At 68.5% G+C, this 25,978-nt stretch carries 27 protein-coding genes; 20 read left to right on the forward strand and 7 right to left on the reverse strand.

Translation table 11 applies throughout. The annotated features are described in order from the left end of the window. Window positions 1-4 precede the first annotated feature (4 nt). The 5 genes from ACK8HH_RS07880 (at window position 5) to ACK8HH_RS07900 (ending at window position 4,606) form a co-directional block, all read left to right on the forward strand. Window positions 5-352, forward strand: coding sequence for a nitroreductase/quinone reductase family protein (locus ACK8HH_RS07880; RefSeq protein WP_006896241.1), 348 nt, complete (start codon window positions 5-7; stop codon window positions 350-352). An 8-nt stretch (window positions 353-360) separates the two neighbouring features. Next, the gene (locus ACK8HH_RS07885; RefSeq protein WP_412475666.1) at window positions 361-1,590 is read left to right on the forward strand and encodes a winged helix-turn-helix domain-containing protein; all 1,230 of its coding nucleotides are present in this window, start codon (window positions 361-363) and stop codon (window positions 1,588-1,590) included. A gap of 13 nt (window positions 1,591-1,603) precedes the next feature. Further along, complete coding sequence (locus ACK8HH_RS07890; RefSeq protein ID WP_006896243.1) at window positions 1,604-2,830, forward strand: CaiB/BaiF CoA transferase family protein; 1,227 nt, start codon at window positions 1,604-1,606, stop codon at window positions 2,828-2,830. Further along, a complete protein-coding gene (locus ACK8HH_RS07895; protein ID WP_006896244.1) occupies window positions 2,827-3,774 on the forward strand; it encodes a hydroxymethylglutaryl-CoA lyase in 948 nt (315 codons plus the stop codon). The genes ACK8HH_RS07890 and ACK8HH_RS07895 overlap by 4 nt, the downstream gene beginning before the upstream one ends. 67 nt (window positions 3,775-3,841) lie before the next feature. Continuing rightward, complete coding sequence (locus ACK8HH_RS07900) at window positions 3,842-4,606, forward strand: HAD-IIB family hydrolase (RefSeq protein WP_006896245.1); 765 nt, start codon at window positions 3,842-3,844, stop codon at window positions 4,604-4,606. Window positions 4,607-4,630: 24 nt separating this feature from the next. Here the strand turns inward: ACK8HH_RS07900 and ACK8HH_RS07905 are convergent, their stop codons facing one another. Next, on the reverse strand, window positions 4,631-5,476 hold the full coding sequence (locus ACK8HH_RS07905; protein ID WP_006896246.1) for a tyrosine-protein phosphatase: 846 nt from the start codon (window positions 5,474-5,476) through the stop codon (window positions 4,631-4,633). 133 nt (window positions 5,477-5,609) lie between these two features. Here ACK8HH_RS07905 and thyX point away from each other — a divergent pair, with 133 nt between their 5' ends. The 6 genes from thyX (at window position 5,610) to ACK8HH_RS07935 (ending at window position 14,054) form a co-directional block, all read left to right on the forward strand. After that, complete coding sequence (thyX, locus tag ACK8HH_RS07910) at window positions 5,610-6,359, forward strand: FAD-dependent thymidylate synthase (RefSeq protein WP_006896247.1); 750 nt, start codon at window positions 5,610-5,612, stop codon at window positions 6,357-6,359. Window positions 6,360-6,397: 38 nt separating this feature from the next. Continuing rightward, window positions 6,398-7,303, forward strand: a complete 906-nt coding sequence (gene dapA / locus ACK8HH_RS07915; RefSeq protein ID WP_006896248.1) for a 4-hydroxy-tetrahydrodipicolinate synthase — start codon at window positions 6,398-6,400, stop codon at window positions 7,301-7,303. Beyond that, window positions 7,303-9,204 (forward strand): ribonuclease J, encoded by a 1,902-nt coding sequence (locus ACK8HH_RS07920; protein WP_006896249.1) that lies wholly within the window; start codon window positions 7,303-7,305, stop codon window positions 9,202-9,204. The genes dapA and ACK8HH_RS07920 overlap by 1 nt, the downstream gene beginning before the upstream one ends. Further along, window positions 9,201-9,833 carry a TIGR03085 family metal-binding protein gene (locus tag ACK8HH_RS07925; RefSeq protein WP_412475667.1) on the forward strand — a complete coding sequence of 211 codons (633 nt, stop codon included), beginning with the start codon at window positions 9,201-9,203 and terminating at the stop codon, window positions 9,831-9,833. Before ACK8HH_RS07920 ends, ACK8HH_RS07925 begins: the two co-directional genes overlap by 4 nt. Before the next feature lie 342 nt (window positions 9,834-10,175). Beyond that, window positions 10,176-12,875 carry a DNA translocase FtsK 4TM domain-containing protein gene (locus ACK8HH_RS07930; RefSeq protein WP_412475725.1) on the forward strand — a complete coding sequence of 900 codons (2,700 nt, stop codon included), beginning with the start codon at window positions 10,176-10,178 and terminating at the stop codon, window positions 12,873-12,875. A 171-nt stretch (window positions 12,876-13,046) separates the two neighbouring features. After that, on the forward strand, window positions 13,047-14,054 hold the full coding sequence (locus ACK8HH_RS07935) for a TerC family protein (RefSeq protein ID WP_045540265.1): 1,008 nt from the start codon (window positions 13,047-13,049) through the stop codon (window positions 14,052-14,054). Here ACK8HH_RS07935 and ACK8HH_RS07940 read toward each other — a convergent pair. Further along, entirely contained in the window at window positions 14,048-14,329 is a 282-nt protein-coding gene (locus ACK8HH_RS07940; protein WP_045540259.1) for a YciI family protein, read from the reverse strand. The two genes, ACK8HH_RS07935 and ACK8HH_RS07940, sit on opposite strands and share 7 nt — an antisense overlap. A 22-nt stretch (window positions 14,330-14,351) precedes the next feature. Further along, entirely contained in the window at window positions 14,352-14,885 is a 534-nt protein-coding gene (locus tag ACK8HH_RS07945; protein ID WP_045540257.1) for an amino-acid N-acetyltransferase, read from the reverse strand. 74 nt (window positions 14,886-14,959) lie between these two features. Between ACK8HH_RS07945 and pgsA the strand changes: the two genes are divergently transcribed. From pgsA to ACK8HH_RS07980, 7 genes are all read left to right on the forward strand, one after another. Beyond that, window positions 14,960-15,553 carry a CDP-diacylglycerol--glycerol-3-phosphate 3-phosphatidyltransferase gene (gene pgsA, locus ACK8HH_RS07950; protein ID WP_006896256.1) on the forward strand — a complete coding sequence of 198 codons (594 nt, stop codon included), beginning with the start codon at window positions 14,960-14,962 and terminating at the stop codon, window positions 15,551-15,553. A gap of 175 nt (window positions 15,554-15,728) precedes the next feature. Next, window positions 15,729-16,064 (forward strand): helix-turn-helix domain-containing protein, encoded by a 336-nt coding sequence (locus ACK8HH_RS07955; protein WP_412475668.1) that lies wholly within the window; start codon window positions 15,729-15,731, stop codon window positions 16,062-16,064. Between the two features lie 48 nt (window positions 16,065-16,112). Next, window positions 16,113-16,937 (forward strand): PspA/IM30 family protein, encoded by an 825-nt coding sequence (locus tag ACK8HH_RS07960; protein ID WP_346075339.1) that lies wholly within the window; start codon window positions 16,113-16,115, stop codon window positions 16,935-16,937. A 50-nt stretch (window positions 16,938-16,987) separates the two neighbouring features. Further along, on the forward strand, window positions 16,988-18,166 hold the full coding sequence (locus tag ACK8HH_RS07965) for a glycosyltransferase (protein WP_412475669.1): 1,179 nt from the start codon (window positions 16,988-16,990) through the stop codon (window positions 18,164-18,166). A 58-nt stretch (window positions 18,167-18,224) separates the two neighbouring features. Next, window positions 18,225-18,419, forward strand: a complete 195-nt coding sequence (locus tag ACK8HH_RS07970) for a DUF3046 domain-containing protein (protein WP_006896260.1) — start codon at window positions 18,225-18,227, stop codon at window positions 18,417-18,419. A 213-nt stretch (window positions 18,420-18,632) separates the two neighbouring features. After that, a complete protein-coding gene (gene recA / locus ACK8HH_RS07975) occupies window positions 18,633-19,676 on the forward strand; it encodes a recombinase RecA (RefSeq protein WP_006896261.1) in 1,044 nt (347 codons plus the stop codon). A 7-nt stretch (window positions 19,677-19,683) separates the two neighbouring features. Further along, a complete protein-coding gene (locus tag ACK8HH_RS07980) occupies window positions 19,684-20,193 on the forward strand; it encodes a regulatory protein RecX (RefSeq protein ID WP_006896262.1) in 510 nt (169 codons plus the stop codon). 9 nt (window positions 20,194-20,202) lie between these two features. On the opposite strand, the gene ACK8HH_RS07985 is transcribed toward ACK8HH_RS07980, so the two are convergent. From ACK8HH_RS07985 to ACK8HH_RS08000, 4 genes are read right to left on the reverse strand one after another with little or no spacing between them, the layout of a single operon-like run. Next, complete coding sequence (locus ACK8HH_RS07985) at window positions 20,203-21,102, reverse strand: amino acid ABC transporter permease (RefSeq protein WP_412475670.1); 900 nt, start codon at window positions 21,100-21,102, stop codon at window positions 20,203-20,205. Further along, entirely contained in the window at window positions 21,099-21,782 is a 684-nt protein-coding gene (locus tag ACK8HH_RS07990; RefSeq protein WP_006896264.1) for an amino acid ABC transporter permease, read from the reverse strand. The genes ACK8HH_RS07985 and ACK8HH_RS07990 overlap by 4 nt, the downstream gene beginning before the upstream one ends. After that, the gene (locus ACK8HH_RS07995) at window positions 21,783-22,802 is read right to left on the reverse strand and encodes a glutamate ABC transporter substrate-binding protein (protein ID WP_045540082.1); all 1,020 of its coding nucleotides are present in this window, start codon (window positions 22,800-22,802) and stop codon (window positions 21,783-21,785) included. 1 nt (window position 22,803) lies between these two features. Beyond that, a complete protein-coding gene (locus ACK8HH_RS08000) occupies window positions 22,804-23,532 on the reverse strand; it encodes an amino acid ABC transporter ATP-binding protein (protein WP_045540090.1) in 729 nt (242 codons plus the stop codon). A 163-nt stretch (window positions 23,533-23,695) separates the two neighbouring features. On the opposite strand from ACK8HH_RS08000, the gene miaB reads away from it, so the two are divergent. Continuing rightward, window positions 23,696-25,261, forward strand: coding sequence for a tRNA (N6-isopentenyl adenosine(37)-C2)-methylthiotransferase MiaB (gene miaB / locus ACK8HH_RS08005; RefSeq protein ID WP_045540079.1), 1,566 nt, complete (start codon window positions 23,696-23,698; stop codon window positions 25,259-25,261). Next, window positions 25,258-25,965 carry a hypothetical protein gene (locus ACK8HH_RS08010; RefSeq protein ID WP_222111119.1) on the forward strand — a complete coding sequence of 236 codons (708 nt, stop codon included), beginning with the start codon at window positions 25,258-25,260 and terminating at the stop codon, window positions 25,963-25,965. Before miaB ends, ACK8HH_RS08010 begins: the two co-directional genes overlap by 4 nt. Window positions 25,966-25,978 lie beyond the last annotated feature (13 nt).

Consider the following 25,978-nt stretch of genomic DNA (forward strand, 5'->3'; position numbering starts at 1 on the left):
CGAGATGAACACGTTTCAGCGAGTCGCGCACGGTGTCAACAGGCTGGTGGCCCCGATTCTGAGGGCGCCCGTGGTCGGTGGGATGCTGTCGAGATCGATGACCGAGATCACCTACACCGGCCGGCGGAGTGGGAAGCAGTTCTCGCTGCCGGTCGCATACCGCCGCCGCGGCGCCGACGAGGTGATCGTCGGCGTCGCGATGCCGGACAAGAAGAACTGGTGGCGCAACTTCGATCCCGGACCGGCGCCGATCGGGATCCGGCTCGAGGGCGTCGACCGCACCGGCACGGCTGTCGCGAAGTCCACGGACGAGGGCACCGCGGTGTACATCACCCTCGACGCCGTACACTGATGACGGCGATGCGCGCCGAACTCTCGGTGGCGCAGGCCCGCCGCATCGCCCTTGCGGCGCAGGGATTCGCGGATCCGCCGCCGGCGGGCGAGCCGACCCGTAGACATCTGCGACGAGTGCTGAGCCGCACACGGCTGCTTCAGCTCGACTCGGTGAACGTCCTCGCGCGAGCGCACTACCTCCCCGCGTTCAGCCGGCTCGGAGCGTATCGTGACGGGCTTCTCGACGGCGCGGCCTGGCGCCCGAGGGCGCGGAGCCCGCGGCTGCTCGCCGAGTACTGGGCACACGAAGCGGCCCTGGTTCCGGTCGACGACTGGCCGCTGTTCGGCTGGCGGATGGACGAGTACCGCGACGGCCGCTACCGCCATACGCGAGAGGTGCTGCAGCGCAACAGGTCCCGTGCGGCCGACGTGCTCGCCGTGATCACCGATCAAGGTGCGATGACCCCGCGCGAGATCGAGGACGCGCTCGGCATCACGCGGGCTCCGGCCGAGCGCGGCTCCTGGTGGATGCGCGGTGAGGTGAAGCATCTGTGCGAGGCGATGTTCGCCGCCGGCTCGCTGTCGGCCGTGCGGAGCCCGCACTTCCACCGGCACTACGACCTCGCCGAGCGCATCGTCGGCGCCGAGCGCGTCGGTGTCACGGTCGGCCGGCGAGATGCGCACGGCGAGCTGGTATCCCGCGCCGCGGCCGCGCACGGGGTCGCGACGGCGGCCGACCTGGCCGACTACTACCGCTTGCGGACCGCCGAGGTCCGCGATGTGCTGGGCGACCTCGTCGACGCCGGAGTGGTGGCGCAGGTGCGGGTCGACGGCTGGAGCGAGCCGGCCTATCTGCACCGCGACGCGCGGCTGCCGCGCCGAGTACCGCATTCGACGCTGCTGTCGCCCTTCGATCCGCTGGTGTTCTACCGCCCGCGCACCGAGCGGCTCTTCGGCTTCCGCTACCGGATCGAGATCTACGTACCCGAACACAAACGGGTGCACGGATACTACGTGCTGCCGTATCTGATGGACGAGGAACTGACGGCTCGCGTCGACCTCAAAGCCGACCGCGCCGCGGGAGTCCTCCGGGTGCTCTCGGCACACGCGGAGCCGGGCGCCGACACCGCGCGGGTCGCGCGGTCGCTGGCCGTCGACCTGGCGGCGCTGGCCGACTGGCGCGGCCTCGACCGGGTGGAGGTCACCGGACGCGGCGACCTCGGTCCCGCCTTGCGATCCGAAGCCGCCCCCGGCTAATAGGCTGGCAGGCGTGAACTCTCCACAACACCAGCGGAGGCTGCCGCTCGACGGGGTCCGGGTGCTCGAGCTCGGCAACTACATCGCGGCGCCGACCGCCGGGCGCATGCTGGCCGACTTCGGCGCCGAGGTCATCAAGATCGAACGTGAGACCGGCGACGAACTCCGCAACTGGCGCCTGTACGACGGCGAGACGTCGATGCTGTTCCGGACGATCAACCGGAACAAGAAGTCCGTGGTGCTCGACCTCAAGACCGAACAGGGGCGCGAGGACGTCAAAAGCCTTGCCGCGCACTGCGATGTGGTTCTCGAGAACTTCCGTCCCGGGACTCTGGAGCGATGGGGGCTGGGCCCCGAGGCGCTCAGCGAGGCGAACCCGGACCTGATCTTCGTCCGCATCTCCGCGTTCGGTCAGACCGGCCCCTATTCGGAAAGGCCGGGCTTCGCGGCGGTCGCCGAAGCCTACGGCGGGTTCCGCGAACTGGTCGGCGACCCCGATCGGCCGCCGGTGCGCGTCGGGGTCTCGATCGGGGATTCGATCGCTGGACTCTACGGAGCCTTCGGCGCCGTGATGGCGCTCTACGAGCGTCTGCGCAGGCGCGACGAGAACCGCGGCGGCGACGGTGAGCCCGGACTGCCGTTGGCCGATCGGATCGTCGACGTCGCCCTGAACGAGGCGATCTTCTCGATGATGGAGTCGCTGGTGCCCGACCTCGGGGCGTACGGGGTGAAGCGAGAACGGACCGGCGGACGCATGGAGGGCATCGCACCGTCGAACGGCTATCTCTGCCGGGACGGCAGTTCCGTCGTCATCTCGGGCAACGCGGATGCGATCTTCCCCCGCTACATGAGAGCGATCGGCCGCGACGATCTCGCCGACGACCCCGATCTGGCCACCAACGACGGCCGGTGGCGGCGGCGCGACGAGATCGACGCGGCGATCGGGGAGTGGACCGGCGCGAGGTCGCGCGACGAGGTGCTCGCCGTGCTCGACGACGCGGCCGTCCCCGCGGGCCCGATCTACACCGCCGCCGACATCGTCGCGGACGAGCAGTACCGCGCACGGAACATGATTCAGGAGTTCGACGTCGACGCCGGCGGCCCCGAGCCGCGCCGGGTCGCGTTCCCGGGCATCGTCCCGGTACTCGGCGAGACCTCGCTGCCGATCCGCTCGGTCGGCCCCGACCTGGGTGAGCACACCGACGAGATCCGCGCGCGTTTTCTGGGAGGACGGCGATGAGCGCGCAGTCGGCCTCCGGAGCCACGGACTATTCGCAGGTCGCCCTCCGGGACGTGACCCTGCGTGACGGACTGCAGCTCACCGGCAAGGTGCTCGACGTCGAAGTCCGCGTGGCACTGGCACGCACCCTGTTGGCGGCGGGTGTGCCCGAACTCGAGATCGGTTCGATGGCGCGACCCGATCTGGTTCCGCCGATGGCGGGCACCCTCGACATCGTCGCGCAACTGACGCCGGACGAACTCGACCGCTGCTGGGTGTGGGTCGCCACCCCGAGACACGTCGAGAAGGCCGCCGCGGCGGGCGTCCGGAACTTTCAGTACTGCCTGTCGGTGTCGGACGCGCACAACAAGGCGAACATCGGCCGGTCCGCCGAGGACAGCATCGCCGCCATGCCGCGAGCCGTCGCGGCGGCCAAGGAGGCGGGCGGCCGCATCCAACTCTGTCTGGCCACCGCGTTCACCTGCCCGTTCGACGGTCCGGTGGACCCGGATCGTGTCCGCGGCATCGTCGCCGACCCGCGCACGGCGGACGCCGACGACGTGGTGCTCGCCGACACGCTCGGCCAGGCCCACCCCGATCAGGTGCGCGACCTGTTCGCGACCGTCGGCGCGGGCGAACGCAGGCTCGTCTTCCACGGACACGACACCTGGGGGATGGGCGTCGCGAACTCGCTGGCCGCCGCCGACGGCGGCGCCCGACTGGTGGACGGTGCGCTCGGCGGACTCGGCGGCTGCCCGTTCGCTCCCGGCGCCAGCGGCAACACCGCGAGTGAGGACCTCCTCTTCGCCACTCGCCCCGGATACCTGACGCCGGCCGTGCTCGCGGACCTCGTCCGTGCGGGTGAACGGCTGCTCGCCGAACTCGGTGAACGGTCGCGGTCGAAGGCCGCGCAGGGAGCGCGGTCCAAGGCGCAGGCCTTCGACTGGGTCATCGCCGGGGACTGACCCGCACCGGCCCGGGACCGGCGCCCGGCTACACTTCTGCGCGCACACTTAACGGAAGGGTGGACACGTGTCCGTCACGCACAACGGCAAGACCTACCGACTCGTCATGTTCGATCTCGACGACACCCTGGCGCCGTCGAAGACCGCGATGAGCGACGAGATGGTCGGGCTGTTCCGGGAACTGCTCGCCGGAAGCATGGGCTGCATCATCTCCGGCGGTCAGTACGGGCAATTCCAGTCGCAGGTCCTCGACCGGCTCGGCGACGGCGTGGACCGCGGCAACCTGCACCTGATGCCCACCAACGGCACCCGCTACGTCCGGTGGTCCGGCCGGGATTGGGAGACGGTGTACGCCGAGGACCTCTCCGACCACCAGAAGGCCGAGGCCATGCGGGTGGTGGAGGCCGGCGCACGTGAGCTCGGGCTCTGGGAGGAGAAGACCTGGGGCCCGATCCTGGAGGACCGCGGCAGTCAGGTCACCTTCTCCGCGCTCGGCCAGTCCGCGCCGGTCGACGCGAAGGCGGCGTGGGATCCGGACGGGCGCAAGAAGGAGTCGCTGCGTGCGTACGCCGCCGAGCGGCTGCCCGACCTCGAGGTCCGCAGCGGCGGATCGACGTCGGTCGACATCACGGCGAAGGGGATCGACAAGGCCTACGGGGCGCGCCGTCTGATGGAGATCCTCGGCCTGGGCACCGACGACATCCTGTTCTTCGGCGACCGTCTCGACGAGGGCGGCAACGACCGTCCGGTGGCTGAACTCGGCATCGACGCGGTCGCCGTCCACGGCTGGCAGGACACCTACGCGAAGCTGGGCGCCATCGTCCGCGGCTGACGCGCCGCGCCGGCCACCGGGGCCTCAGCTCAGCAGGCTGCTCCGGAGCGAGTCGACGTCCTCATCCGTCAGGCGCAGCCCCTTGCGGAGGTAGCCGTCCATCGAGCCGTAGACGCGATCAGCGGCCGCGAAGGCCGAGTTCAGCATCGAGATGTCCACGCCGTTGATCGGGTCGGTGGCCGATGCACGCCGATAGTGGTTGGAGGCGAGATAGTCCGCCTCGATCGTCGCGCGGTCGACACCGAGGACGGTCAGCAGGACGGCCGCCACCCAGCCGGTGCGGTCCTTGCCCGCCGAACAGTGGAAAAGCGTGGTCCGGCCGGTCTTCGCCGTCTTCGCGATCTCGAGGACGGCCGTGCGGAGCTGAGCGCGCGCGTTGGCGTCGGTGACGAATTCCGGATACGCCGACGCGACGTCGATCAGACTCAGCGGCGACACCTGTCCGAGGACGTCCGCACTCACCTGGCGCGTGCCGGGCACGCGACGGTCGGGTTGGACTGCCCGCTCGATACCGGTCCGCAGATCGATCACCGTCGCCAGACCGCGGGCGCGCAGCGCTGAGATGTCGGATGCGGTGAGCCGCGAGAGATTGTCGCTCCGCAGCACGAGTCCGTTGACATGCCGACCGTCGGCGGCGCGATAGCCCTCGAGCGTCCTGGTGTTGATCGTCCCCTCCAGCCCGATCTCCCGTCCGGGCGTGATCGCCGAGTTCGTGACGGCGGCCGTGGCCACCGGTGATGCGGCGGCAGGTGCGGCCAGGGCCGGAGAGGAGGCCGTCGGAACGACCACGGTGACGGACAGGGCGGTGACGGACAGGGCGGCGGACAGGGCGAGGGCCGCGAGGCGACGGCGGCGGATCGAAGAGCTCACTGGACCGATGATGCACCACCGGCCCGGATGCCGCAGGACGAACCGGATGCGAGACAATCGAGGCTCGAGGCTGTCCGGGTGCCATGACCCGCAGAGCCCGTCATGAGCCGCTGCAGTGCCGAGGAGTTGCGACGTGTCCGAATTAGTGCCGCTGAAGGTCCAGCTGGTCGCGGCAACGCAGTTCATGCCGCCGGAGGTGGACTGGGATACCGACGCCGACGGTGGTGAGGCCCTCATCGAGTTCGCCGGTCGCGCCTGCTACGAGAGCTGGCACAAGCCGAATCCGCGCACCGCCACCAACGCCGGCTATCTGCGTCACGTCCTGGAGGTGGGCCACACGTCGTTGTTCGAACACGCCACGTGCACCTTCTACATCACCGGGATCTCCCGGTCGTGCACGCACGAGCTGATCCGTCATCGCCACTTCTCCTACTCGCAGCTCTCGCAGCGCTTCGTCCCCGAACACGATTCCAACGTGGTCGCGCCGCCGGCGATCCGCGGTGACGAGCGCCTCGAGGAGTTGTTCGTCGAAGCGACCGACGCGGCGCGGCGCGCCTATGCCGACCTCCTGGCCGAGCTCGAGGCCAAGTTCGCCGACGTCCCGAATGCGATCCTGCGGCACAAGCAGGCCCGACAGGCGGCCCGCTCGGTGCTGCCGAATGCGACGGAGACGCGGATCGTCGTGACCGGCAACTACCGGGCCTGGCGCCACTTCATCGGAATGCGGGCGACCGAGCACGCGGACGTCGAGATCCGCCAGCTGGCCGTGGAATGCCTGCGCCGGCTCCGCGAGGTGGCACCGACGGCGTTCGGGGACTTCGAAATCGGCGAACTCGCCGACGGAACCGAAGTCGCGACCTCGCCCTTCGTATTCGAGGGCTGAGCGCGGCGATCGGCCCGTCAGACGGTAGCCTGAGCGGCATGAACTCGGCTGACGCAGGAATTGCGGAACACCCGTTCGGGACGGTTTCGGTGGCAATGGTGACCCCCTTCACTCGGGAGGGGAAGGTCGATCTCGACAAAGCCGCGGAGCTGGCCGCTCACCTGGTCGACGGGGGCTGTGACGCCATCGTCGTGAACGGCACCACCGGTGAGTCGCCGACCACCACGGTGCAGGAGAAGAACGACCTTCTGCGGGTCGCGCTCGACGCGGTCGGCGACCGCGCGAAGGTCGTCCACGGGGCCGGCAGCTACGACACCGCCGAGTCGGCGCGGCGCGTCCGCGAAGCGGAGGAGATCGGCGCGGACGGCGTGCTGATCGTCACCCCGTATTACAGCAAGCCGCCCCAGTCGGGTGTCCTAGCACACTTCCGCACCATCGCCGACGCGTCGAGTCTGCCGGTGATGCTGTACGACATCCCGCCGCGGTCGGTGATCCCGATCGAGACCGAGACCATCCTGCGCCTCGCCGAGCACCCCAACATCAAAGCCGTCAAAGACGCCAAGGGCGATCTGCATGCGGCGTCGAAGATCCTGGCGGCCACCGACCTGGAGTACCTGTCCGGGGAGGACGCACTGAACCTGCCGTGGCTGTCGATCGGCGCCACCGGTTTCGTCAGCGTCATCGGCCATCTCGTGCCGGGCCGGCTCCGCGATCTGCGGGCCGCCGTGCTCGCCGGCGACCTCGCGCAGGCGCGCCGGCTCGCCGACTCGATGGCACCGCTGGTCGACGCGATGGGTCGGCTCGGCGGAGTGTGCATGGTCAAGACGGCCCTGCGCATCACCGGTCTGGAAGTGGGGGATCCGCGGTTGCCGCAGGTCGCGGCCGAACCCGCCCAGATCGAAGCACTCATCACGGATCTGCGCGCAGCCGAGGTGATCTCCTGATGGCCGACAACAGCAACAACACCGCCGGCGACAACAGCGGTAACGGCAACGCCGACGGGGGCGGCCGCAAGGGCGGCGGTCGTCGGCGGGCCTCACGCAAGGCGGGCCCGCCCGCCGACCACCCGAACAAGGCGCGGGCGGCCGATTCAGGCGCCGCGAAACTGCCTCCGCAGGTGGCCGCGGCCACCGGATCGAGCGTCACGGGCGACGTCATCGACCGGCTGCCCGCCCCGCCGAAGCTGCCCAAGGGCGGACTCCGCGTCGTCGCGCTCGGCGGCATCGGTGAGATCGGCCGCAACATGACCGTCTTCGAGTACGACGGCAAGCTGCTCGTCGTGGACTGCGGCGTGCTCTTCCCCGAGGACCAGCAGCCCGGCGTCGACCTGATCCTGCCCGACTTCGGCTACATCGAAGACCGCGTCGAGGACATCGAAGCAGTGGTCCTGACGCACGGCCACGAAGACCACATCGGCGCAGTGCCCTTCCTGCTCAAGCTCCGCGGCGACATCCCGATCGTCGGTTCCCGGTTCACGCTCGCACTGGTCGCGGCCAAGTGCCGCGAACACCGCCTGCGGCCGAAGCTGGTCCAGGTGGCCGAGGGCGATCGCCTCTCGCACGGCGGATTCGACTGCGAGTACTTCGCGGTGAACCACTCGATCCCCGACGCGCTCGCCGTCGCGATCCGTACACCGGCCGGTCTGGTCCTGCACACGGGCGACATCAAGCTCGATCAGCTGCCGCTGGACAACCGTCTCACCGACCTGGCCGGCTTCAGCAGACTCGGCGACGAGGGCGTCGACCTGTTCCTGGTGGACTCGACCAACGCCGAGGTCCCCGGTTTCGTCACCCCCGAGCGTGAGATCGGCGGCGTCCTCGACACCGTCATCGGCAAGGCCCGCCAGCGCGTGATCGTCGCCTCCTTCGCGAGCCACGTCCACCGGATCCAGCAGATCGTCGACGTGGCACACCGGCACGGTCGGCGCGTGACCTTCGTCGGCCGGTCGATGGTCCGGAACATGCAGATCGCGCAAGACCTCGGTTACCTCACGGTGCCGGACGGCGTGGTGGTGGACATGGACACCGCGGCCACCCTGCCCGACCACCGGCTGGTGCTCATCTCCACCGGCTCGCAGGGAGAGCCGCTCTCGGCCCTCTCGCGCATGGCCCGCGGTGAGCACCGCCAGATCAACATCCGCGCCGACGACCTCGTGGTCCTCGCGTCGTCGCTGATCCCGGGCAACGAGAACTCCGTGTTCGCCGTGGTGAACGGTCTCGCCAAGCGCGGCGCCACCGTGGTGACCCAGGCCAGCGCCAAGGTCCACGTCTCCGGCCATGCCTCCGCGGGCGAGTTGCTGTACCTCTACAACGCGGTGCGCCCGTCGAATGCCATGCCCGTGCACGGTGAATGGCGCCACCTGCGCGCCAATGCCGCGCTCGCCGAGGCCACAGGGGTTCCCGCCGACCGGATCGTCCTCGCCGAGGACGGAGTGGTCGTCGACCTGGTGGACGGACGCGCCAGGATCACCGGCCGCGTGCCGGTCGGATACGTCTACGTCGACGGACTCTCGGTCGGCGACGTCGGGGAATCGACGCTCTCGGACCGCCTCGTGCTCGGCGAAGGCGGCTTCATCTCCATCTCGGTGGCGGTGGACGCGTCGACGGGTGCCGCGGTGAGCAAGCCGACGGTGTCCGGCCGCGGCTTCTCCGACGATCCCGGCGCCCTGAACGACGCCGCCGAACTGGTGAACAAGGCGCTCGTCGAACTGGCCAACGAAGGGGTCACCGACACCCACCGGATCGCTCAGGGCGTGCGGCGCGCGGTGGGTCGATGGGTGGCTGAGAAGTACCGGCGCCGGCCGATGATCGTCCCGACCGTCATCGCGGTGGGGGAGCGGCGGTGAATCTCGCCCGATTCGAGCGGGCGGCGCTCGTCGAGACGATGCGCCGGACGGGGCCCGACGCCCCCACGCTGTGTGCGGGCTGGGACAACCGTGATCTCGCGATCCACCTGATCCTGCGGGAACGCAGGCTCGATGCGACAGCGGGCATCTTCATCGGCCCGCTGGCCGGACACACCGCTGCCGTCGCCGACAGCTACGCCGACAAGCCCTGGGACGAGCTGCTGGCCATGTTGTCCGACGGGCCGCCCTGGTACTCGCCGTTCCGGGTGGCCGACCGCTTCCTCAACCTCGCCGAGATGTTCGTTCATCACGAGGACGTGCTGCGCGGGGGCGCCGATCCGGCCGGTCCGTTCCTGCCGCGGCAGGTGTCGCCGGATCTCGAGCGGGCTCTAGAGCTTCCGCTGCGGACGGTGGGACGCCGGATCATGGCGGGCTCTCCCGTGCGGGCCACCCTGCGCACCGGGGACGGTCGGGAGGTGATGAGCGTGGGCCGCGGCCAGCCGGTGGGAGTGTCCGGCTCGGTCGGGGAACTGCTGCTCTTCGCGTTCGGCCGTGCACCGGTCGACGTGGAGTTCTCCGGTTCTCCGGCAGCGATAGCGAGCCTGCGCAGTGCCCACCGGACGTTGTGAACCGGTCACGAAATCGACACGACCGTGATCTCTGCGGTGTTGCCAGTGTGACTGATGTGATTGGCGGGCATTAGGCTGGAGGCCATGGCTTCCAATGCATCAACGCGCAGCCGCTCATCCGAGACTTCGGGGAAGCCGAAGTCGTCGGCCGGCGGCCGGTCGCGCAGCGGCGCCTCACGTGGGGGGACTCGGGCCACGGCGACGGCACGGCCCAAGTCCGGACAGGGCGGCCGCGGCGGTGCGCGCAAGCCGCCCGCAGACCGGGCCGGAACCGCGCGCCGCCCGGCGCACTCGCAGGATCTCAAGCGCCGGCCGGCGGAACGGTCGTCGGTGGCGCGGGGGATGGGCCGGGCCGCAGCGGCGACCTGGAACCTCGCCGCACGCGGTCTGGGCGGCGTCGCACGCATCGGTGCTCACCGGGACGAGGCGCCGTCGCAGGGACGCGACAGCGCGGGTCTGGCTCTCACACTCGCCGCAGCGCTGGTCGCGCTCGGCGTCTGGTTCACCGCACTGGGGCCGGTCGGGGCATTCGTCGACACGCTCGTCCGGGCGGGTTTCGGCGCGCTCGCCTACGGCGTCCCCGTGTTCCTGGTCGCCGTCGCGGTGCTGGTGATGCGGTTTCCGGCCAACCCGGAGCGTCGTCTGCGCAATGTCGCGGGGACGTTGCTGATCGCAGTTCCGGTGCTCGCCCTCACGCACCTGATGCACGGCGCACCGACCGGCTACGACGCCCGCGCCCGATCGGCGGGCTTCGTCGGCTACGTACTGGGTTCGCCGCTGACGAACGCGGTCACGGTCTGGGTCACCGTCCCCCTGTTCCTGCTTCTGGCCGCCTTCGGCGTGCTCGCCCTCAGCGGACGGACACTGGGCGAGGTGGTCGCCGCCACGTCGGACTACCTGGGCCTGGGGGCGGAGTACGACTACGAGTACGACGACTACGAGCAGGACGACTACGAGCCCGACGACTACGAGCAGGACGACTACGGGCCCGACGACGAGTACGACGAGTACGGACCGGACGACTACGGCGACGAGCCGAAGCCGGATGCGGCGGACGAGCGCCGTGCCGATCCGGACGCGGCGATCGACTACGGCGACCCGTACCGGAACTACCCGCCCGATACGCGGCGCCGTCCCCGCTCCGGCGGTGCGTCGCCGCGCAGGCGCAGGACCGCCGGGCAGGACCGCGACTCGCACATGGCCGATCTGCTGACCGAGCCGTTGATCGACGCGCCGCTGCCGGCGTCCGCACGCCGGTCCGGGGCGGGGGAGCCTTCCTTCGACGTTCCCGTCGACGACAATCCGACCGCGCCGCTGGGCGACCTCAGCGATGTCCTCGGCGACGACGGTCTGGACGGCGGCGCTCTCGACTCCGGTGCTCTCGACAGCGATGCCTTCGACGCCGACGACCACGAGTCGTACGAGCCGACTCCCGCGGCGCGCCCGCGCCGCCGGCCGGCTCCCGCACCGGCGACCGCTCGCAAGCCGGTCACGACCGCTCCTCCCGCAGCGCCGTCGGGCGGTTCGTTCCTCGATCAGGACCCCGAATCGGGATATCTCCTGCCGCCGGCCGACCTGCTGGTGCAGGGCGAGCCCGCCAAGCTGGGGACCTCTGCCAACGACGAGATGATCGACCGCATCAACAGTGTGCTCGAGCAGTTCAAGGTCGATGCCGCGGTCACCGGATACACCCGGGGTCCGACGGTGACGCGGTACGAGGTGGAGCTGGGCCCGGCCGTCAAGGTCGAGAAGATCACCCAGTTGCAGCGCAATATCGCCTACGCCGTCGCCACCGACAACGTGCGTCTGCTGGCGCCGATCCCGGGCAAGTCGGCGGTCGGCATCGAGGTGCCGAACTCCGACCGTGAGATGGTGCGCCTCTCGGACGTCCTCGCGGCGCCGACGACGCGCAAGGAGAATCATCCGCTCGTCATCGGTCTCGGCAAAGACATCGAGGGCGACTTCGTGAGCGCCAACCTCGCGAAGATGCCGCATCTGCTGGTGGCGGGTTCCACCGGTTCGGGCAAGTCGAGCTTCGTGAACTCGATGCTCGTGTCGCTGCTGACCCGCGCCACACCCGAAGAGGTGCGGATGATCCTCATCGATCCGAAGATGGTGGAACTCACGCCGTACGAGGGCATTCCGCATCTGATCACACCGATCATCACCGAGCCGAAGAAGGCGGCGGCCGCGCTCGCCTGGCTGGTGGAGGAGATGGAGCAGCGCTACCAGGACATGAAGGCGTCCCGGGTGCGGCACATCAATGACTTCAACGCCAAGGTCCGATCGGGTGAGATCACCACTCCGCTCGGATCGGAGCGGGTGTACAAGCCGTACCCGTACATCGTCGCGATCGTCGACGAGCTCGCCGATCTGATGATGACGGCGCCGCGTGACGTGGAGGAGGCGATCGTCCGCATCACGCAGAAGGCGCGTGCCGCGGGCATCCACTTGGTCCTCGCCACGCAGCGACCGTCGGTGGACGTGGTCACCGGCCTGATCAAGACGAACGTCCCGAGCCGACTGGCCTTCGCCACCAGTTCGCTGACCGATTCCCGGGTGATCCTCGACCAGCCGGGGGCGGAGAAGCTGATCGGCATGGGCGACGGTCTGTTCCTCCCGATGGGTGCGAACAAGCCGATCCGCATGCAGGGCGCGTTCATCACCGACGAGGAGATCTCGGCCGTCGTCGAGTTCACCCGCGAGCAGTCCGAACCGGACTACACCGAAGGCGTCACGACGGCCAAGGCCGGCGAGAAGAAGGACATCGACGCCGACATCGGCAACGATCTCGACGATCTGCTGCAGGCCATCGAGCTCGTGGTGTCGAGCCAGTTCGGTTCGACGTCGATGCTCCAGCGGAAGCTGCGCGTCGGATTCGCCAAGGCAGGCCGGTTGATGGACCTGATGGAGACGCGCGGCATCGTCGGCCCCAGCGAGGGATCGAAGGCCCGCGAGGTCCTGGTCAAGCCCGAGGACCTCGCCGGTGTCATCGCCTCGATCACCGGGGGAGGCGGCGAGGACGCCGATCCGTTAAACTGACGGAGATCTTGGAGGGGAGTATCCCCGCCTCGCAGGCGTTCCCGTCAGTACGGAACGGTGGTGCGGCATCCGCGGATCGGATGCCGTGCACCGCTCCCGGGGCCGCCGCCGGCGCCGCCGGTGGGAGAGACCTCCAGCATCGTCGCTTCGTGCTACGTGTTGGAGGAATACATGAATGTCACTGTCGTGACCTGGTTGGTCACCGGGGCGGTGATCCTGGGCCTGTTCGTCTTCGACTTCTTCGCCCACGTCCGTACCCCGCATGAGCCCACGCTCCGCGAGTCCGGATTCTGGTCGGCGGTCTACATCGGCATCGCCGTCCTGTTCGGCGGATTCGTCTGGTGGAAATGGGGCGGAACCTACGGCGGCGAGTACTTCGCCGGTTACGTCACCGAGAAGGCGCTCTCGGTCGACAACCTGTTCGTGTTCGTGGTCATCATGACGTCGTTCGCCGTACCGCGCGTCTACCAGCAGAAGGTGCTGCTCCTCGGCATCGTGATGGCGCTCGTCATGCGCGGCGCCTTCATCGCGGTCGGCGCCGCCGCCATCAACGCCTACAGCTGGGTGTTCTATCTGTTCGGGCTCATCCTGCTCGTGACGGCGGTGAAGCTGCTCAAGGAGAGCGACGAGCCCGCCGTGCACGAACGCGAGCGCGAGAGCCGCCTCGAACGGTTCGTCAAGAAGTGGTTCCGCGCCACCGACGTCTACGACGGTGACCGTCTCACCACCAAGATCGACGGCAAGCGCTACATCACCCCGCTGCTGGTGGTGCTGATCATCATCGGTTTCACCGACGTGCTGTTCGCCCTCGACTCCATTCCGGCGATCTACGGACTCACCCAGGAGCCGTACCTGGTGTTCACCGCCAACGCCTTCGCGCTGATGGGTCTGCGGCAGCTCTACTTCCTGCTCGGCGGCATGCTCGACAGGCTGATCTACCTCTCGTACGGTCTGTCGCTGATCCTGGCCTTCATCGGCGTGAAGCTGGTCCTGCACGCGCTCCACGAGAACACGCTGCCGTTCATCAACGGCGGCGAGTCCGTTCCGGTGCCGGAGATCGGCACTCCTCTGTCGCTGGGCATCATCGGCGGCACCCTGCTGGCGACCACGGTGGCCAGCCTGGTGGTCAGCCGCAAGCGCAGTCGCGACGCGGCCGACGTCCGACCCTCGCGTCAGTAGGGGCCGAAGACCTGCGTCAGCTCTTTGACGGAGACGGCGGCGACGGCCGACTCGCGCGCGAACGGGTCCTGCGCAAGCAGGTCGCGCGCGGCGTCGGCGTCGTCGGCCGTGATCATCAGGAGCGCGCCGCTGCCGTCGGAGTACGGACCCACGAACTGGAGACGGCCGGCCTCGTGCTGTGCACCCAGCCAGGTCCGGTGTTCGGGGCGGAACCGGTCCCGCACCGCCGCGGCCTCCGGGGCGTAGGTGTATTCGACGGCGAAGAAGCCGGCCATGTCCGATGTCCTTCCGTGGCGGTCACAGATGCGCGAGCATCCGGGTGTTTCCGAGGGTGTTCGGTTTGACGAAGCTGAGATCGAGGAACTCGGCGACACCTGTGTCGTACGACCGGCACATCTCCTCGAAGACCTCGCGGGAGACCGGGGTACCGTCGATCTCCACGAAGCCGTGCCGGGAGAAGAACTGCGTCTCGAAGGTGAGGACGAAGACCCGCTCCAATTCGAGTTCGCGGGCCACATCCATCAACCGGTCGACGATCTTGTGCCCGATGCCGCGACCGGCGTGCGCGGTGTCGACGGCGACCGTGCGGACCTCGCCGAGGTCCGACCACATCACGTGCAGGGCGCCGCAACCGACCACCTCTCCGCCGTCTTCGGCGACCCAGAACTCCTGGACCGACTCGTAGAGGGTGACCAGGTTCTTGTCGAGCAGGATCTTGCCGGCGTAGATGTCGATCAGTTCCTTGATGCGGGGAACATCCGATGTCCGTGCACGGCGGACGAGGACCGATGAGGGCTCGCCGGTGCGGGAATCGGGTTGTTCGCTCAGCATGCCATCGAGAGTAGCCGCAGGTCCGAGCGCGCCCTTCGGGAGTCTGAGAAAAGCGTGACGTTAGGCTTGATCACGTGACTGAGCCTGTACGCCGTGTGTTCGGCGAGGATGCGGCCCCGGTGCCCGTGGTGAACATCGCCAACGCACTCACGGTGTTCCGCATCGTCCTGGTCCCGGTGTTCGTGGTCCTGCTCTTCGTCGACGACGGGGAATCGGTGAGCTGGCGGATCGCGGCCTTCGTGGTCTTCGCGGTCGCGGCGTTCACCGACCAGCTCGACGGCCGCCTGGCGCGCGGCATGAACCTGGTCACCGACTTCGGGAAGATGGCCGATCCGATCGCGGACAAGGCGCTCATCGGCGCGGCGCTGATCGGCCTGTCGATCCTGGCGGAGCTGCCCTGGTGGGTCACCGGGGTGATTCTGGCGCGGGAGATCGGAGTGACGCTGCTGCGCTTCTGGGTGCTGCGCCACGGAGTGATCCCGGCCAGCCGGGGCGGCAAGCTCAAGACCCTGCTTCAGTCGGTGGCGATCGGACTGTTCGTGCTGCCGCTCTCGGGAGCGTGGCACACCGCCGCGTGGGCGATCATGGCAGCCGCGCTGGTCGCGACGGTGGTCACCGGACTCGACTACGTCTGGCGGGCCGTCGTGCTGCGGCGCGGCGCGGAATAGGTCAGGGGACCACGGCGTTGAGATCCGAGTGTGCCGGGCGTGCGCGGGAGCGCCGCGGCGTGCGGTATGTCGGCGGCGGTCGGTCGGGAATTCGGCTAGGGTCGACGGCACAGGCTATTGATGGAATCGACGGCCCGACCCCCGGGCTCCTGGAGAATCGTGAGGAGGTCCGCGCGTGACTCTGCTCTTGCGTGAGGCGATCGGCGATGAGCTGCGCCGTGTTCGGAACGGTCAGGGACGCACATTGCGTGAAGTCTCGACCGACGCGAGGGTGTCGCTCGGTTACCTCTCCGAGGTCGAACGCGGGCAGAAGGAGGTCTCCAGCGAGCTGCTGGCGTCGATCTGCGAAGCGCTCGACGTGCCGATCGGCGAGGTGCTCTTCCAGGTCGCGGGCCTGATGCAGCCGGCGGGCCGGCCCGTCGGAGCGTCCGATAGCCTTGTCGAAGTCATTGCCCCCCAGGAAGATTCGGTGGACGACGCGGGTGTGCCCGCGGCACTTGCCGCCGCGTGATCGATCGAACGACGACGCGACCCGCGCAACGAGGAGTTTGGAAGACCGATGGCCAATCCGTTTGTGAAGTTCTGGAACTACATGATGGCGCTGGGCAATTCGAAGATCGACGAGCACGCCGATCCGAAGGTGCAGATCCAGCAGGCGATCGAGGACGCGCAGCGGCAGCACCAGGCGCTCTCCCAGCAGGCGGCGGCGGTCATCGGCAACCAGCGGCAGCTCGAGATGCGGCTCAACCGCCAGCTCGAGGAGATCGAGAAGCTGCAGGGCAATGCGCGCCAGGCGCTCACGCTCGCCGACCAGGCCGCGGCCGCCGGTGACAGTGCGAAGGCGGGCGAGTACACCAACGCCGCCGAGGCCTTCGCGGCGCAGCTGGTGACGGCCGAGCAGAACGTCGAAGACCTCAAGGTGCTGCACGATCAGTCTCTGCAGGCCGCAGCGCAGGCCAAGCAGGCCGTCGAGCGCAACGCCATGGCTCTGCAGCAGAAGCTCGCCGAACGCTCCAAGCTCCTGAGCCAGCTCGAACAGGCGAAGATGCAGGAGCAGGTCAGTGCTTCGCTGAACCAGATGAGCGAGCTCTCGGCTCCCGGCAACACGCCGAACCTCGAGCAGGTGCGCGACAAGATCGAGCGTCGCTACGCCAATGCCCTGGGGTCGGCCGAGCTCGCCAAGGGCACCGTCGCCGGACGCATGCAGGAGGTGGAGGCCGCGGGCGTCCAGCTCGCCGGCCACGCCCGGCTCGAGCAGATCCGGGCCAGCATGAACGGTGGATCGCTCGCGCCGGGGCAGACCGCCGGCGCACAGGGCGCCCCGGCGGGCCAGGTGGAGCAGGGCGGCGCTGCGCCCGCCCCGCAGACCCCGGAACAGAACTGAGCACCCTCGACAGTTCCGGCAGCCGTGACGACGGGTCCGAGACGGGCCCGTTGCGCATCGCGATCGTGGCCGGGTCCGACGCCGGACACGCATTTCCGGCGCTGGGCCTGGCCACATCGCTGCGTACGGCAGGCGACCGCGTGGTCGTCTACACCGGTGAGCGGTGGACCGCGGCGGCAGCGCGCCGGGGCCTCGAGGTGCGTCCGCTGCCGGGACTGGCGGCTCTGCCCGATGAGGACGATGACGATGCCGGAGCCAAACTGAGCGTACGGGCCGCGCGGATGGCGACGGCCCTGGCTCCGGAACTGGCGACCGGCGGATTCGACCTCGTCGTCAGCGACGTCATCACGGTGGCCGGGGCCTGGGCGGCTGAGCTGGTCGGTCTGCCCTGGATCGAGCTCTCGCCGCATCCGCTCTACGAGCAGTCGGCCGGCCTGCCGCCGATCGGCGCGGGACTGGCCGCCGGCGAGGGAATCGGCGGGCGGCTGCGCGACGCGCTCCTGCGTGCGAGCGCCGCACCCGCTGTGGCCAAGGGCCGTCGGCAGCGTCGCGGCGCCCGCCGGAGCATCGGCCTCCCGGATGAGTCGACGCCCCTCGCGCGATTCGTCGCGACCCTGCCGGGACTGGAGGTTCCGCGCCCGGACTGGCCTGAGCGCACCCACCTGATCGGACCGTTGCTGTTCGAACCGACCGACGACTGTTTCGTTCGGCCCGAGGGCGACGGCCCGCTCGTGGTGGTCGCGCCGTCCACGGCGGCCACGGGGGCGGGCGATCTCGGCGCCGCGGCACTGGCCGCGCTCGCCGGTCTGCAGTCCACGCGACCGCTGCGGGTGGTGTACTCCGCCCTGCAGCCACCGCATGCCGAGGTGCTGCCCGACCGGCTGGTCGCGGCGACGGGCCGTCAGGACGAACTCCTCCCGGACGCCGACCTGGTGATCTGTGGGGGCGGTCACGGCATGCTCGCGAAGTCGCTGCTCGCGGGAGTGCCCGTGGTGACCGTGCCCGGCGGCGGTGATCAGTGGGAGCTCGCCAACCGGGTCGCGCGGATCGGCTGCGGACGGCTGGTGCGCCCGGCCACCACCGCCGCACTGGCGGAGGCGATCGCCGGAGTGCTGGACGATCGGCGTCACGCCGACGCCGCCCGGCGGGTCGCCGCCACCGTCTCGGGCGTCGTCGATCCGGTGCGGGTCGCGCACGCCGCGTATCGGCGATGGACCGGGCCGAGGTGAACACCTGCACGTCCGGACCGTCGGTGGCGGCGGTCCGGCGATCGTGGAGAATGGAACCATGCGTCTGACGGAGTTCGCCGAACTCACCGAGGCAGAGTTCGGCAGAAAGCGGGCCGACGGTCTGCTGACCGATCTGGTGCTGATGGAACTGGGCGGCCGCACGGGCCGGGAGGCCATCGAGCAGGGAGTGGATCCGAAGCTGGTGTGGCGGGCACTCTGCCGCGAATTCGACGTACCGCCGGAACGCTGGTGATCGCCGGATCCGGCGTGTCGGATTGCCGTCGAACATCTGTTCGCTATCCTGTAATGGAACCGGAGCGCGCTCTGGTGCGTCCAATTTAATGACCGTACGAACGGGCCCGGGCGGAAATGTCACACCCGTCTCCTACCGTGTGGTCACGAAAGCGGAAGACGTTCGTATCCACAGCAACGTTCCAATACAGCAGAGCACCCGGAGGAGAGACCGATGGCACCCGTGACTGATCGGCAGAAGGCACTGGATCTGGCGCTGGCTCAGATCGACAAGAATTTCGGCAAGGGCTCGGTGATGCGTCTGGGTGAGGACGCCCGCCCGCCGATGGAGGTCATCCCGACCGGCTCGGTGGCCCTCGACATCGCACTCGGCATCGGCGGCCTCCCGCGCGGCCGGATCGTGGAGGTCTACGGCCCGGAGTCCTCGGGTAAGACCACCGTCGCCCTGCACGCCGTCGCGAACGCTCAGGCCGCAGGCGGCATCGCCGCGTTCATCGACGCCGAACATGCACTCGATCCCGAGTATGCGGCGAAGCTGGGTGTCGACATCGACGCGCTGCTGGTCTCGCAGCCGGACACCGGAGAACAGGCACTGGAGATCGCGGATATGCTCATCCGCTCGGGTGCGCTCGACATCCTGGTGATCGACTCGGTGGCGGCGCTCGTGCCCAAGGCGGAGATCGAGGGCGAGATGGGCGACAGCCACGTCGGACTGCAGGCACGGCTCATGAGCCAGGCCCTGCGCAAGATGACCTCCGGTCTCAACAACTCCAACACCACCGCGATCTTCATCAACCAGTTGCGCGAGAAGATCGGTGTGATGTTCGGTTCGCCGGAGACCACGACCGGCGGCAAGGCCCTCAAGTTCTACTCGTCTGTGCGACTGGACGTCCGGCGGATCGAGACGCTCAAGGACGGCACGGACGCGGTCGGCAACCGGACGCGCGTCAAGGTCGTCAAGAACAAGGTGGCGCCGCCGTTCAAGCAGGCGGAGTTCGACATCCTGTACGGGCACGGCATCAGCCGCGAGGGTTCGCTGATCGATCTCGGCGTGGCCGAGGGCTTCATCCGCAAGTCGGGTTCGTGGTTCACCTACGAGGGCGATCAGCTGGGGCAGGGCAAGGAGAACGCCCGTAAGTTCCTCATCGCCAATCCCGATGTCGCGAACGAGATCGAGAGCAAGATCAAGGACAAGCTCGGCATCGGTCGTCCCGCCGCGGACGCCGACGAGATCGCCCCCGAGCCCGTCGACTTCTGATCCACCTATGTCCGACGATACGGCGGCCCGGTCCGGCCCGTCGCCCTGGGATGCTGCGCTGCGGCTCCTGGGGACCCGGGCCCGGAGCCGGGCGGAGATGCGTGACCGTCTGAACGCACGCGGCTTCACCCCGGACGAGGTGGAGCAGACTTTGCGCCGGCTCGACGAGTGGAAGCTGCTCGACGACGCCGACTTCGCCGCCGAATGGGTTCGATCGCGGCATGCGCACTCCGGTCGCGGGCGGCTGGCTCTCAAACGCGAACTGCGGACCAAGGGGATCGACGATGAGACCGCGGCGCAGGCACTGGACCAGATCGATCCCGAGGACGAGCGGGAGATCGCCGTCCGGCTCGCGGAGAAGAAGCTGAACGTCTCCGGCGAACAACTCGGTGACCGCGAGATCCGGGCCAAGGCGTATCGGCGGCTCGCAGGGGCCCTGGGTCGCCGCGGCTATCCGCCGGAGATGGTCGGATCGGTGGTCAAGGAAGTCCTCGACCGCGCTCGACACTCCGCCTGACTCCCGGCTTCACCGGCCGATACCGGTGAAGCCGGGGATGTTCTCCATCGCTTCCAGATCGGCGACATCCGGATCGGGAGCCGCGGTCCGGCGCCGGCCGCTGCGCAGACGGCGTTCGAGGTAGTTCGCCAGGCCCGTCAGACAGAAGTTGATCGCGATCATGATCACCGCCACCACGAGCAGTGACGGCAGGTAGTTGCCCCAGTACGACGCCGAGACGATGCCCGACCGCACCACCTCGATGTATCCGAAGGCGTAGCCCAGAGCGCTGTCCTTCAGCGCGATCACCATCTGCGAGATCAACGCGGGCAGCATCGCGGTCACCGCCTGCGGCAGCAGGATCATCCGCATCATCTGCGACTTGCGCATGCCGATCGACAGGGCGGCTTCGGACTGTCCTTTGGGAACCGACTGGATTCCCGCCCGCAGGATCTCCGCGATCACCGAGCCGTTGTACAGGGTGAGACCGAAGACCACGGCGGCGAACGAGAGCTGTGACGACGGCACGACCGCGTACTTGGCGAACAGGTAGTACGCGAAGAACATCAGGATCAGGACCGGGATCGCACGGAAGACCTCGACGATCAGACCGCAGACGGCACGCACCGCCCGGTGGTCCGACAATCGTCCGATGCCGAGCAGCGTACCGACCACCAGCGCCAGGATGATCGAGGCGAACGCCGCCTTGATCGTTCCCCACAGACCCGGCAGCAGCCAGGTGGTCCAGGTCCCGGCGACGTTGAACGGTCGCCACATGTCCGATTCGAACTGGCCGTTGTCGGCCAGCACTTTGATGATGTACGCGGCGATCGCGATCAGGATCACGACGAAGACGACCGCGGTGATCAGGTTGCGGCGCCGGGCGTGCGGCCCGGGCGCGTCGTAGAGGACGGTCGACTGATCGCTCATCGCTTGACCGCCCATCGCTTGGCGGCCCATCCGAAGACCGCACCCTCCGCGAGGGTGATGATCATGAATCCGATGGCGATGATGGCGAAGATCAGCAGGATCTGGTCGCCGTGGGTCTCGAGTTCGGACTTCATGAGCAGTGAGGCCTCCGCGACGCCGATCACCGAGGCGATCGTGGTGTTCTTGGTGAGCGCGATCAGCACCGATCCGAGCGGCGCGATGACGGTGCGCAGCGCCTGCGGCAGGATGATCAGTCCGAGAACCTGGGTGAAGGTGAGCCCGAGCGATCGAGCGGCTTCGGCCTGTCCGATCGGAATGGTGTTGAACCCGGCGCGGAGGGTCTCACAGACGAACGTCGCCGTGTACAGGACGAACGCGAGCACCGCGAGCCGGAAGTTGTTGGTGGCGATGAAGTTCGAGCTCTCCGTCGCCAGCGTGAGACCGAGGTTCTGGTACAGGCCGATGGAGCAGAAGAGCACGATCAGGGTGAGCGGGGTGTTGCGCACGACGTTCACGTACACGGTCGCGAAGCCGCGCATCACCGGAACCGGCGAGACCTTCATGGCGGCCAGCAGGACACCCCAGATCAGTGCGCCGATCGCCGAATAGACAGTGAGTTTGATGGTGATCCAGAACGCGGGCCAGATCTGCGGACCCATGCTCTGCCATAGGTCGGACATCTACGCATCTCCTTCGCAGGGCGTCGACGGGGAGGTGAGGAAGTCGAGATTCCCGACGTCCGGGAAGAGCTTGTACTGCGATCCCGGCGCGTCGGCGCGGGCGATCCACGAATCGATCGTCTCGTTGCCGAGCGCGTCGCGGAGATCCCGGCTCCAGACGGACTGGTCGGAGCCGGGCAGCGGGGCGAGCATCGCTTCGAGCGCCTCGTTGACCTTCGCGACCGAGTCGGGATAGTTCTTCGCCATGCCGATGCCGTAGCGCTCGGTCGAGAACGGCTGGCCCTTCTTCTTCAGCTTCCCGCCGACGCAGGCGTCCTTGGGATAGGTCATCGACACGAGCTTGAACTCGCCGGGGTAGCGGTTGGCGTACCCGGCCAGAATCGTCTCGTCGGTGGTGAGCGCGTCGACCTTGTCACGGCGCAGCGCCTCCACGCACGAGGAGTAGGAGTCGTACTCCTGGAGCTGGACGCCCGGCAGCTGAGCCTTCACGTTCTGCGCCGGTGTCGAACCGCTCACCGAGCACAGTTTCTTGCCGTTGTTGAGGTCCATCAGCGAGTTCAGGGACGAGTCATTCTTGCGGACCAGGAGCCCCTGGTAGGTCACGAGGTAGGGGCCCGCGAAGGCCACCTTCTTCGCGCGCGCCTCGTTGATCGAGTACGTCGCGGCGATCATGTCGACCTCACCGTTGCCGATGAGGGTCTCGCGCTGAGCGGAGGGTGTCTCGCGCCAGGTGATCTCCGGATGCGGTACGCCGAGCCGGTCGGCGATGTGGTCGACGACGTACTCGGAGACCGACGGATCGAAACCGACCACCGAACCGTCCGGCTGCTGCACACCGAGCCCGGGCTGGTCGTACTTGGTGCCCAGGACGACCTTGCCGGACTTGATCGACTCGACGAGGTCGCGCGGTTCGGTGCTGCCGCACGCGGCCACGGCGGGCAGTGCCAGGGCGATCGCGAGGATCAGCGCCGGCAGTGCGCGGCGTCGGCGTGACGGGCGTCTGAGGGAAGTGGTCGCCATGTCAGCCTCCCAGGATCTTCGACAGGAAGTCCTTCGCACGGTCGGACTTCGGCGCGGTGAAGAACGTCTCGGGATCGGTGTCCTCGACGATCTGACCGTCGGCCATGAAGATCACGCGGTCGGCGGCCTTGCGGGCAAAGCCCATCTCGTGCGTCACGACCACCATCGTCATGCCCTCCTTGGCGAGGGCGACCATCACGTCGAGGACCTCGCTGACCATCTCCGGGTCCAGGGCCGAGGTCGGCTCGTCGAACAGGATCACCTTCGGATCCATCGCCAACGAGCGGGCGATGGCGACGCGCTGCTGTTGACCGCCCGAGAGCTGAGCCGGGTACTTGTCCTTCTGAGCGGCGATGCCGACGCGGTCGAGCAGTTCCTCCGCACGTTTGCGGGCATCCGCCTTCGAGGCCTTGCGCACCTTGATCGGTCCGAGCGTCACGTTGTCGAGGATCGTCTTGTGCGAGAAGAGGTTGAACGACTGAAAGACCATGCCCACGTCGGCGCGGAGCCGGGCCAGGTCGCGGCCCTCCGCGGGCAGCAGTTCGCCCTCCACCCGGATCTCGCCGCTGTCGATCGGCTCGAGTCGATTGATGGTCCGGCAGAGGGTGGACTTGCCCGAGCCGGAGGGGCCGAGGACGACCACCACCTGACCGCGGGGCACTTCCAGGTCGATGTCGCGGAGCACATGGAGGTCGCCGAAGTGCTTCTGCACGTTCTTCATCGAGATCATCGGTGTGACGTTCGTGTCGGGCATGACTAACAAACTAGTTGTGACGCGCGTCGCCGCACGGGTTCTTTCGCATGTTCCCGCGTGTCGCCGCGCGGAACCGGACATGCCGGCGATGCGGTACGTGTGACGCGGACGGATTTGCCCCGCCACGTAACCTTGAGATGTGAGTGTTGAGGCCCTGGGAGAGACGACGACCGAGGATGCGGCGACGGCGCCGCGCTCCTATTCGGTCCGTACCTACGGATGTCAGATGAACGTGCACGACTCCGAACGGATCGCGGGCCTCCTCGAAGACGCGGGCTATGTGGCCGCCGACGACGGCGACGACGCCGATCTGGTGGTCTTCAACACCTGTGCGGTGCGTGAGAACGCGGACAACAAGCTCTACGGCAATCTGTCGCATTTGGCGCCGGTGAAGGCGCGGCGACCCGGGATGCAGATCGCCGTCGGCGGGTGTCTGGCGCAGAAGGACAAGGACACCGTCCGCAGCCGCGCACCCTGGGTGGACGTCGTTTTCGGAACCCACAACATCGGCTCGCTGCCGGTGCTGCTCGAACGGGCCCGCCACAACGACGAGGCGCAGGTCGAGATCCTGGATTCGCTCGAACGATTCCCGTCCACCCTGCCCGCGCGCCGTGATTCGGCGTATTCGGGTTGGGTGTCGGTCTCGGTCGGCTGCAACAACACGTGCACCTTCTGCATCGTGCCGTCGCTGCGCGGCAAGGAGGTGGACCGGCGTCCGGGCGACGTTCTCGCCGAGGTGCAGGCACTGGTGGACCAGGGCGTGCTCGAAGTGACCCTGCTGGGCCAGAACGTCAACGCCTACGGGATGTCGTTCGCGGATCCGGACATCCCGCGCAACCGCGGGGCGTTCGCCGATCTGTTGCGCGCGTGCGGCGGCATCGAGGGACTGGAGCGGGTGCGCTTCACCTCGCCGCATCCGGCGGAGTTCACCGACGACGTCATCGCGGCGATGGCCGAGACCCCCAACATCTGCCCGCAGCTGCACATGCCGCTGCAGTCCGGCTCGGACCGAGTCCTCAAGGCCATGCGACGCAGCTACCGCAGAACCAAGTTCCTCGGCATCCTGGACCGCGTCCGCGACGCGATGCCGCACGCCGCCATCACCACCGACATCATCGTCGGTTTCCCCGGCGAGACCGAAGCTGACTTCGCGGAGACGCTCGACGTGGTGGAGCGGGCGCGCTTCTCGAGCGCGTTCACCTTCCAGTACTCGCCGCGACCGGGCACCCCGGCCGCCACCATGCCCGATCAGGTTCCGCCGGAGGTGGTGACCGAGCGGTACCAGCGGCTGATCGCGCTCCAGGAGCGGATCTGTCTGGAGGGCAACACGGCGCTGGTCGGGACCGAGGCGGAACTGCTCGTCGTCGCCGACGAGGGACGCAAGAGCTCCTCGACCGGGCGGATGACCGGACGCGCCCGCGACGGACGTCTGGTGCACTTCCTATCGACCGGCGATGCGGACGGTCGGACCGGCGGCATCCGTCCGGGTGATGTCGTGACCACCGTGATCACCGACGCCGCCCCCCATCATCTGATCGCCGACGCCGGGGTGCTCTCGCACCGTCGTACCCGCGCCGGCGATGCGCACGAGGCGGGCACCCTGCCCACCACACCACCCGTCGGCGTCGGGCTCGGGATGCCGTCGATCGGAGTGCAGTCCGTTCCTGAGCCGACGAGCGCATGCGGAACTGGAGGCTGTTCATGAGTAAGAACGATCTGGATACTTTCACTCGATACGAGCGCGAGCTCCGAAAGACCGAGAAGAAGGTCGCGGGGGAGATCGACCCCGGTGCCCGGGCCGTGGTGGTCGCCGTATGCGTGCTGCTCGCAATGGTCTCGCTGGTTCTGCCGCATGCCGGCGACGCCACGGGTCTCGACGTGCTGATGATGACCGACAAGGCCACCGCCGAGCACATCAAGCTGCCGTCGGAGATCTTCGTCTACATGCTGGCGATCTTCGGCATCGGCTTCTCGACGCTCGCGTTGATCACCCGTCGCTGGGTGCTCGCCTGGATCGCGCTGGCCGGAACCGCGGTCGACGCGGTGGCGGGCATGCTCGCGATCTGGACCCGGAACACCGTCGGAGTCGACGAGACGGCGTCGCCGTCGGGTGCCGGCGCGGGTCTGCTGCTGGGTTGGGCCGTCGCGATCGTTCTGGTGTTCCACTGGGCCCGAGTGGTGTGGAATCGCAACTCCTACCACCTCGCGCTGGAGCAGGAACGTCGCGCCGAGGCCGCCAACCGCGAAGCCTTCGGACTGTCGCTCCAGCGACCGGTGGCGCCCAGCGCGAAGGCCGCGAGAGCCGACGAAGCGGATTCTGCGGAAGCGGACTCGGCGGAGAATGCCCACACGCAGGGCGACCAGACTCGGGGCGACCAGACTCCTGAGGGGACCGCGTCGGACGACTGAGTTCCGGGCCCGG

Origin of the sequence: Gordonia sp. LUNF6, assembly GCF_047041125.1 — a bacterium.
GTDB lineage: Bacteria > Actinomycetota > Actinomycetes > Mycobacteriales > Mycobacteriaceae > Gordonia > Gordonia sihwensis.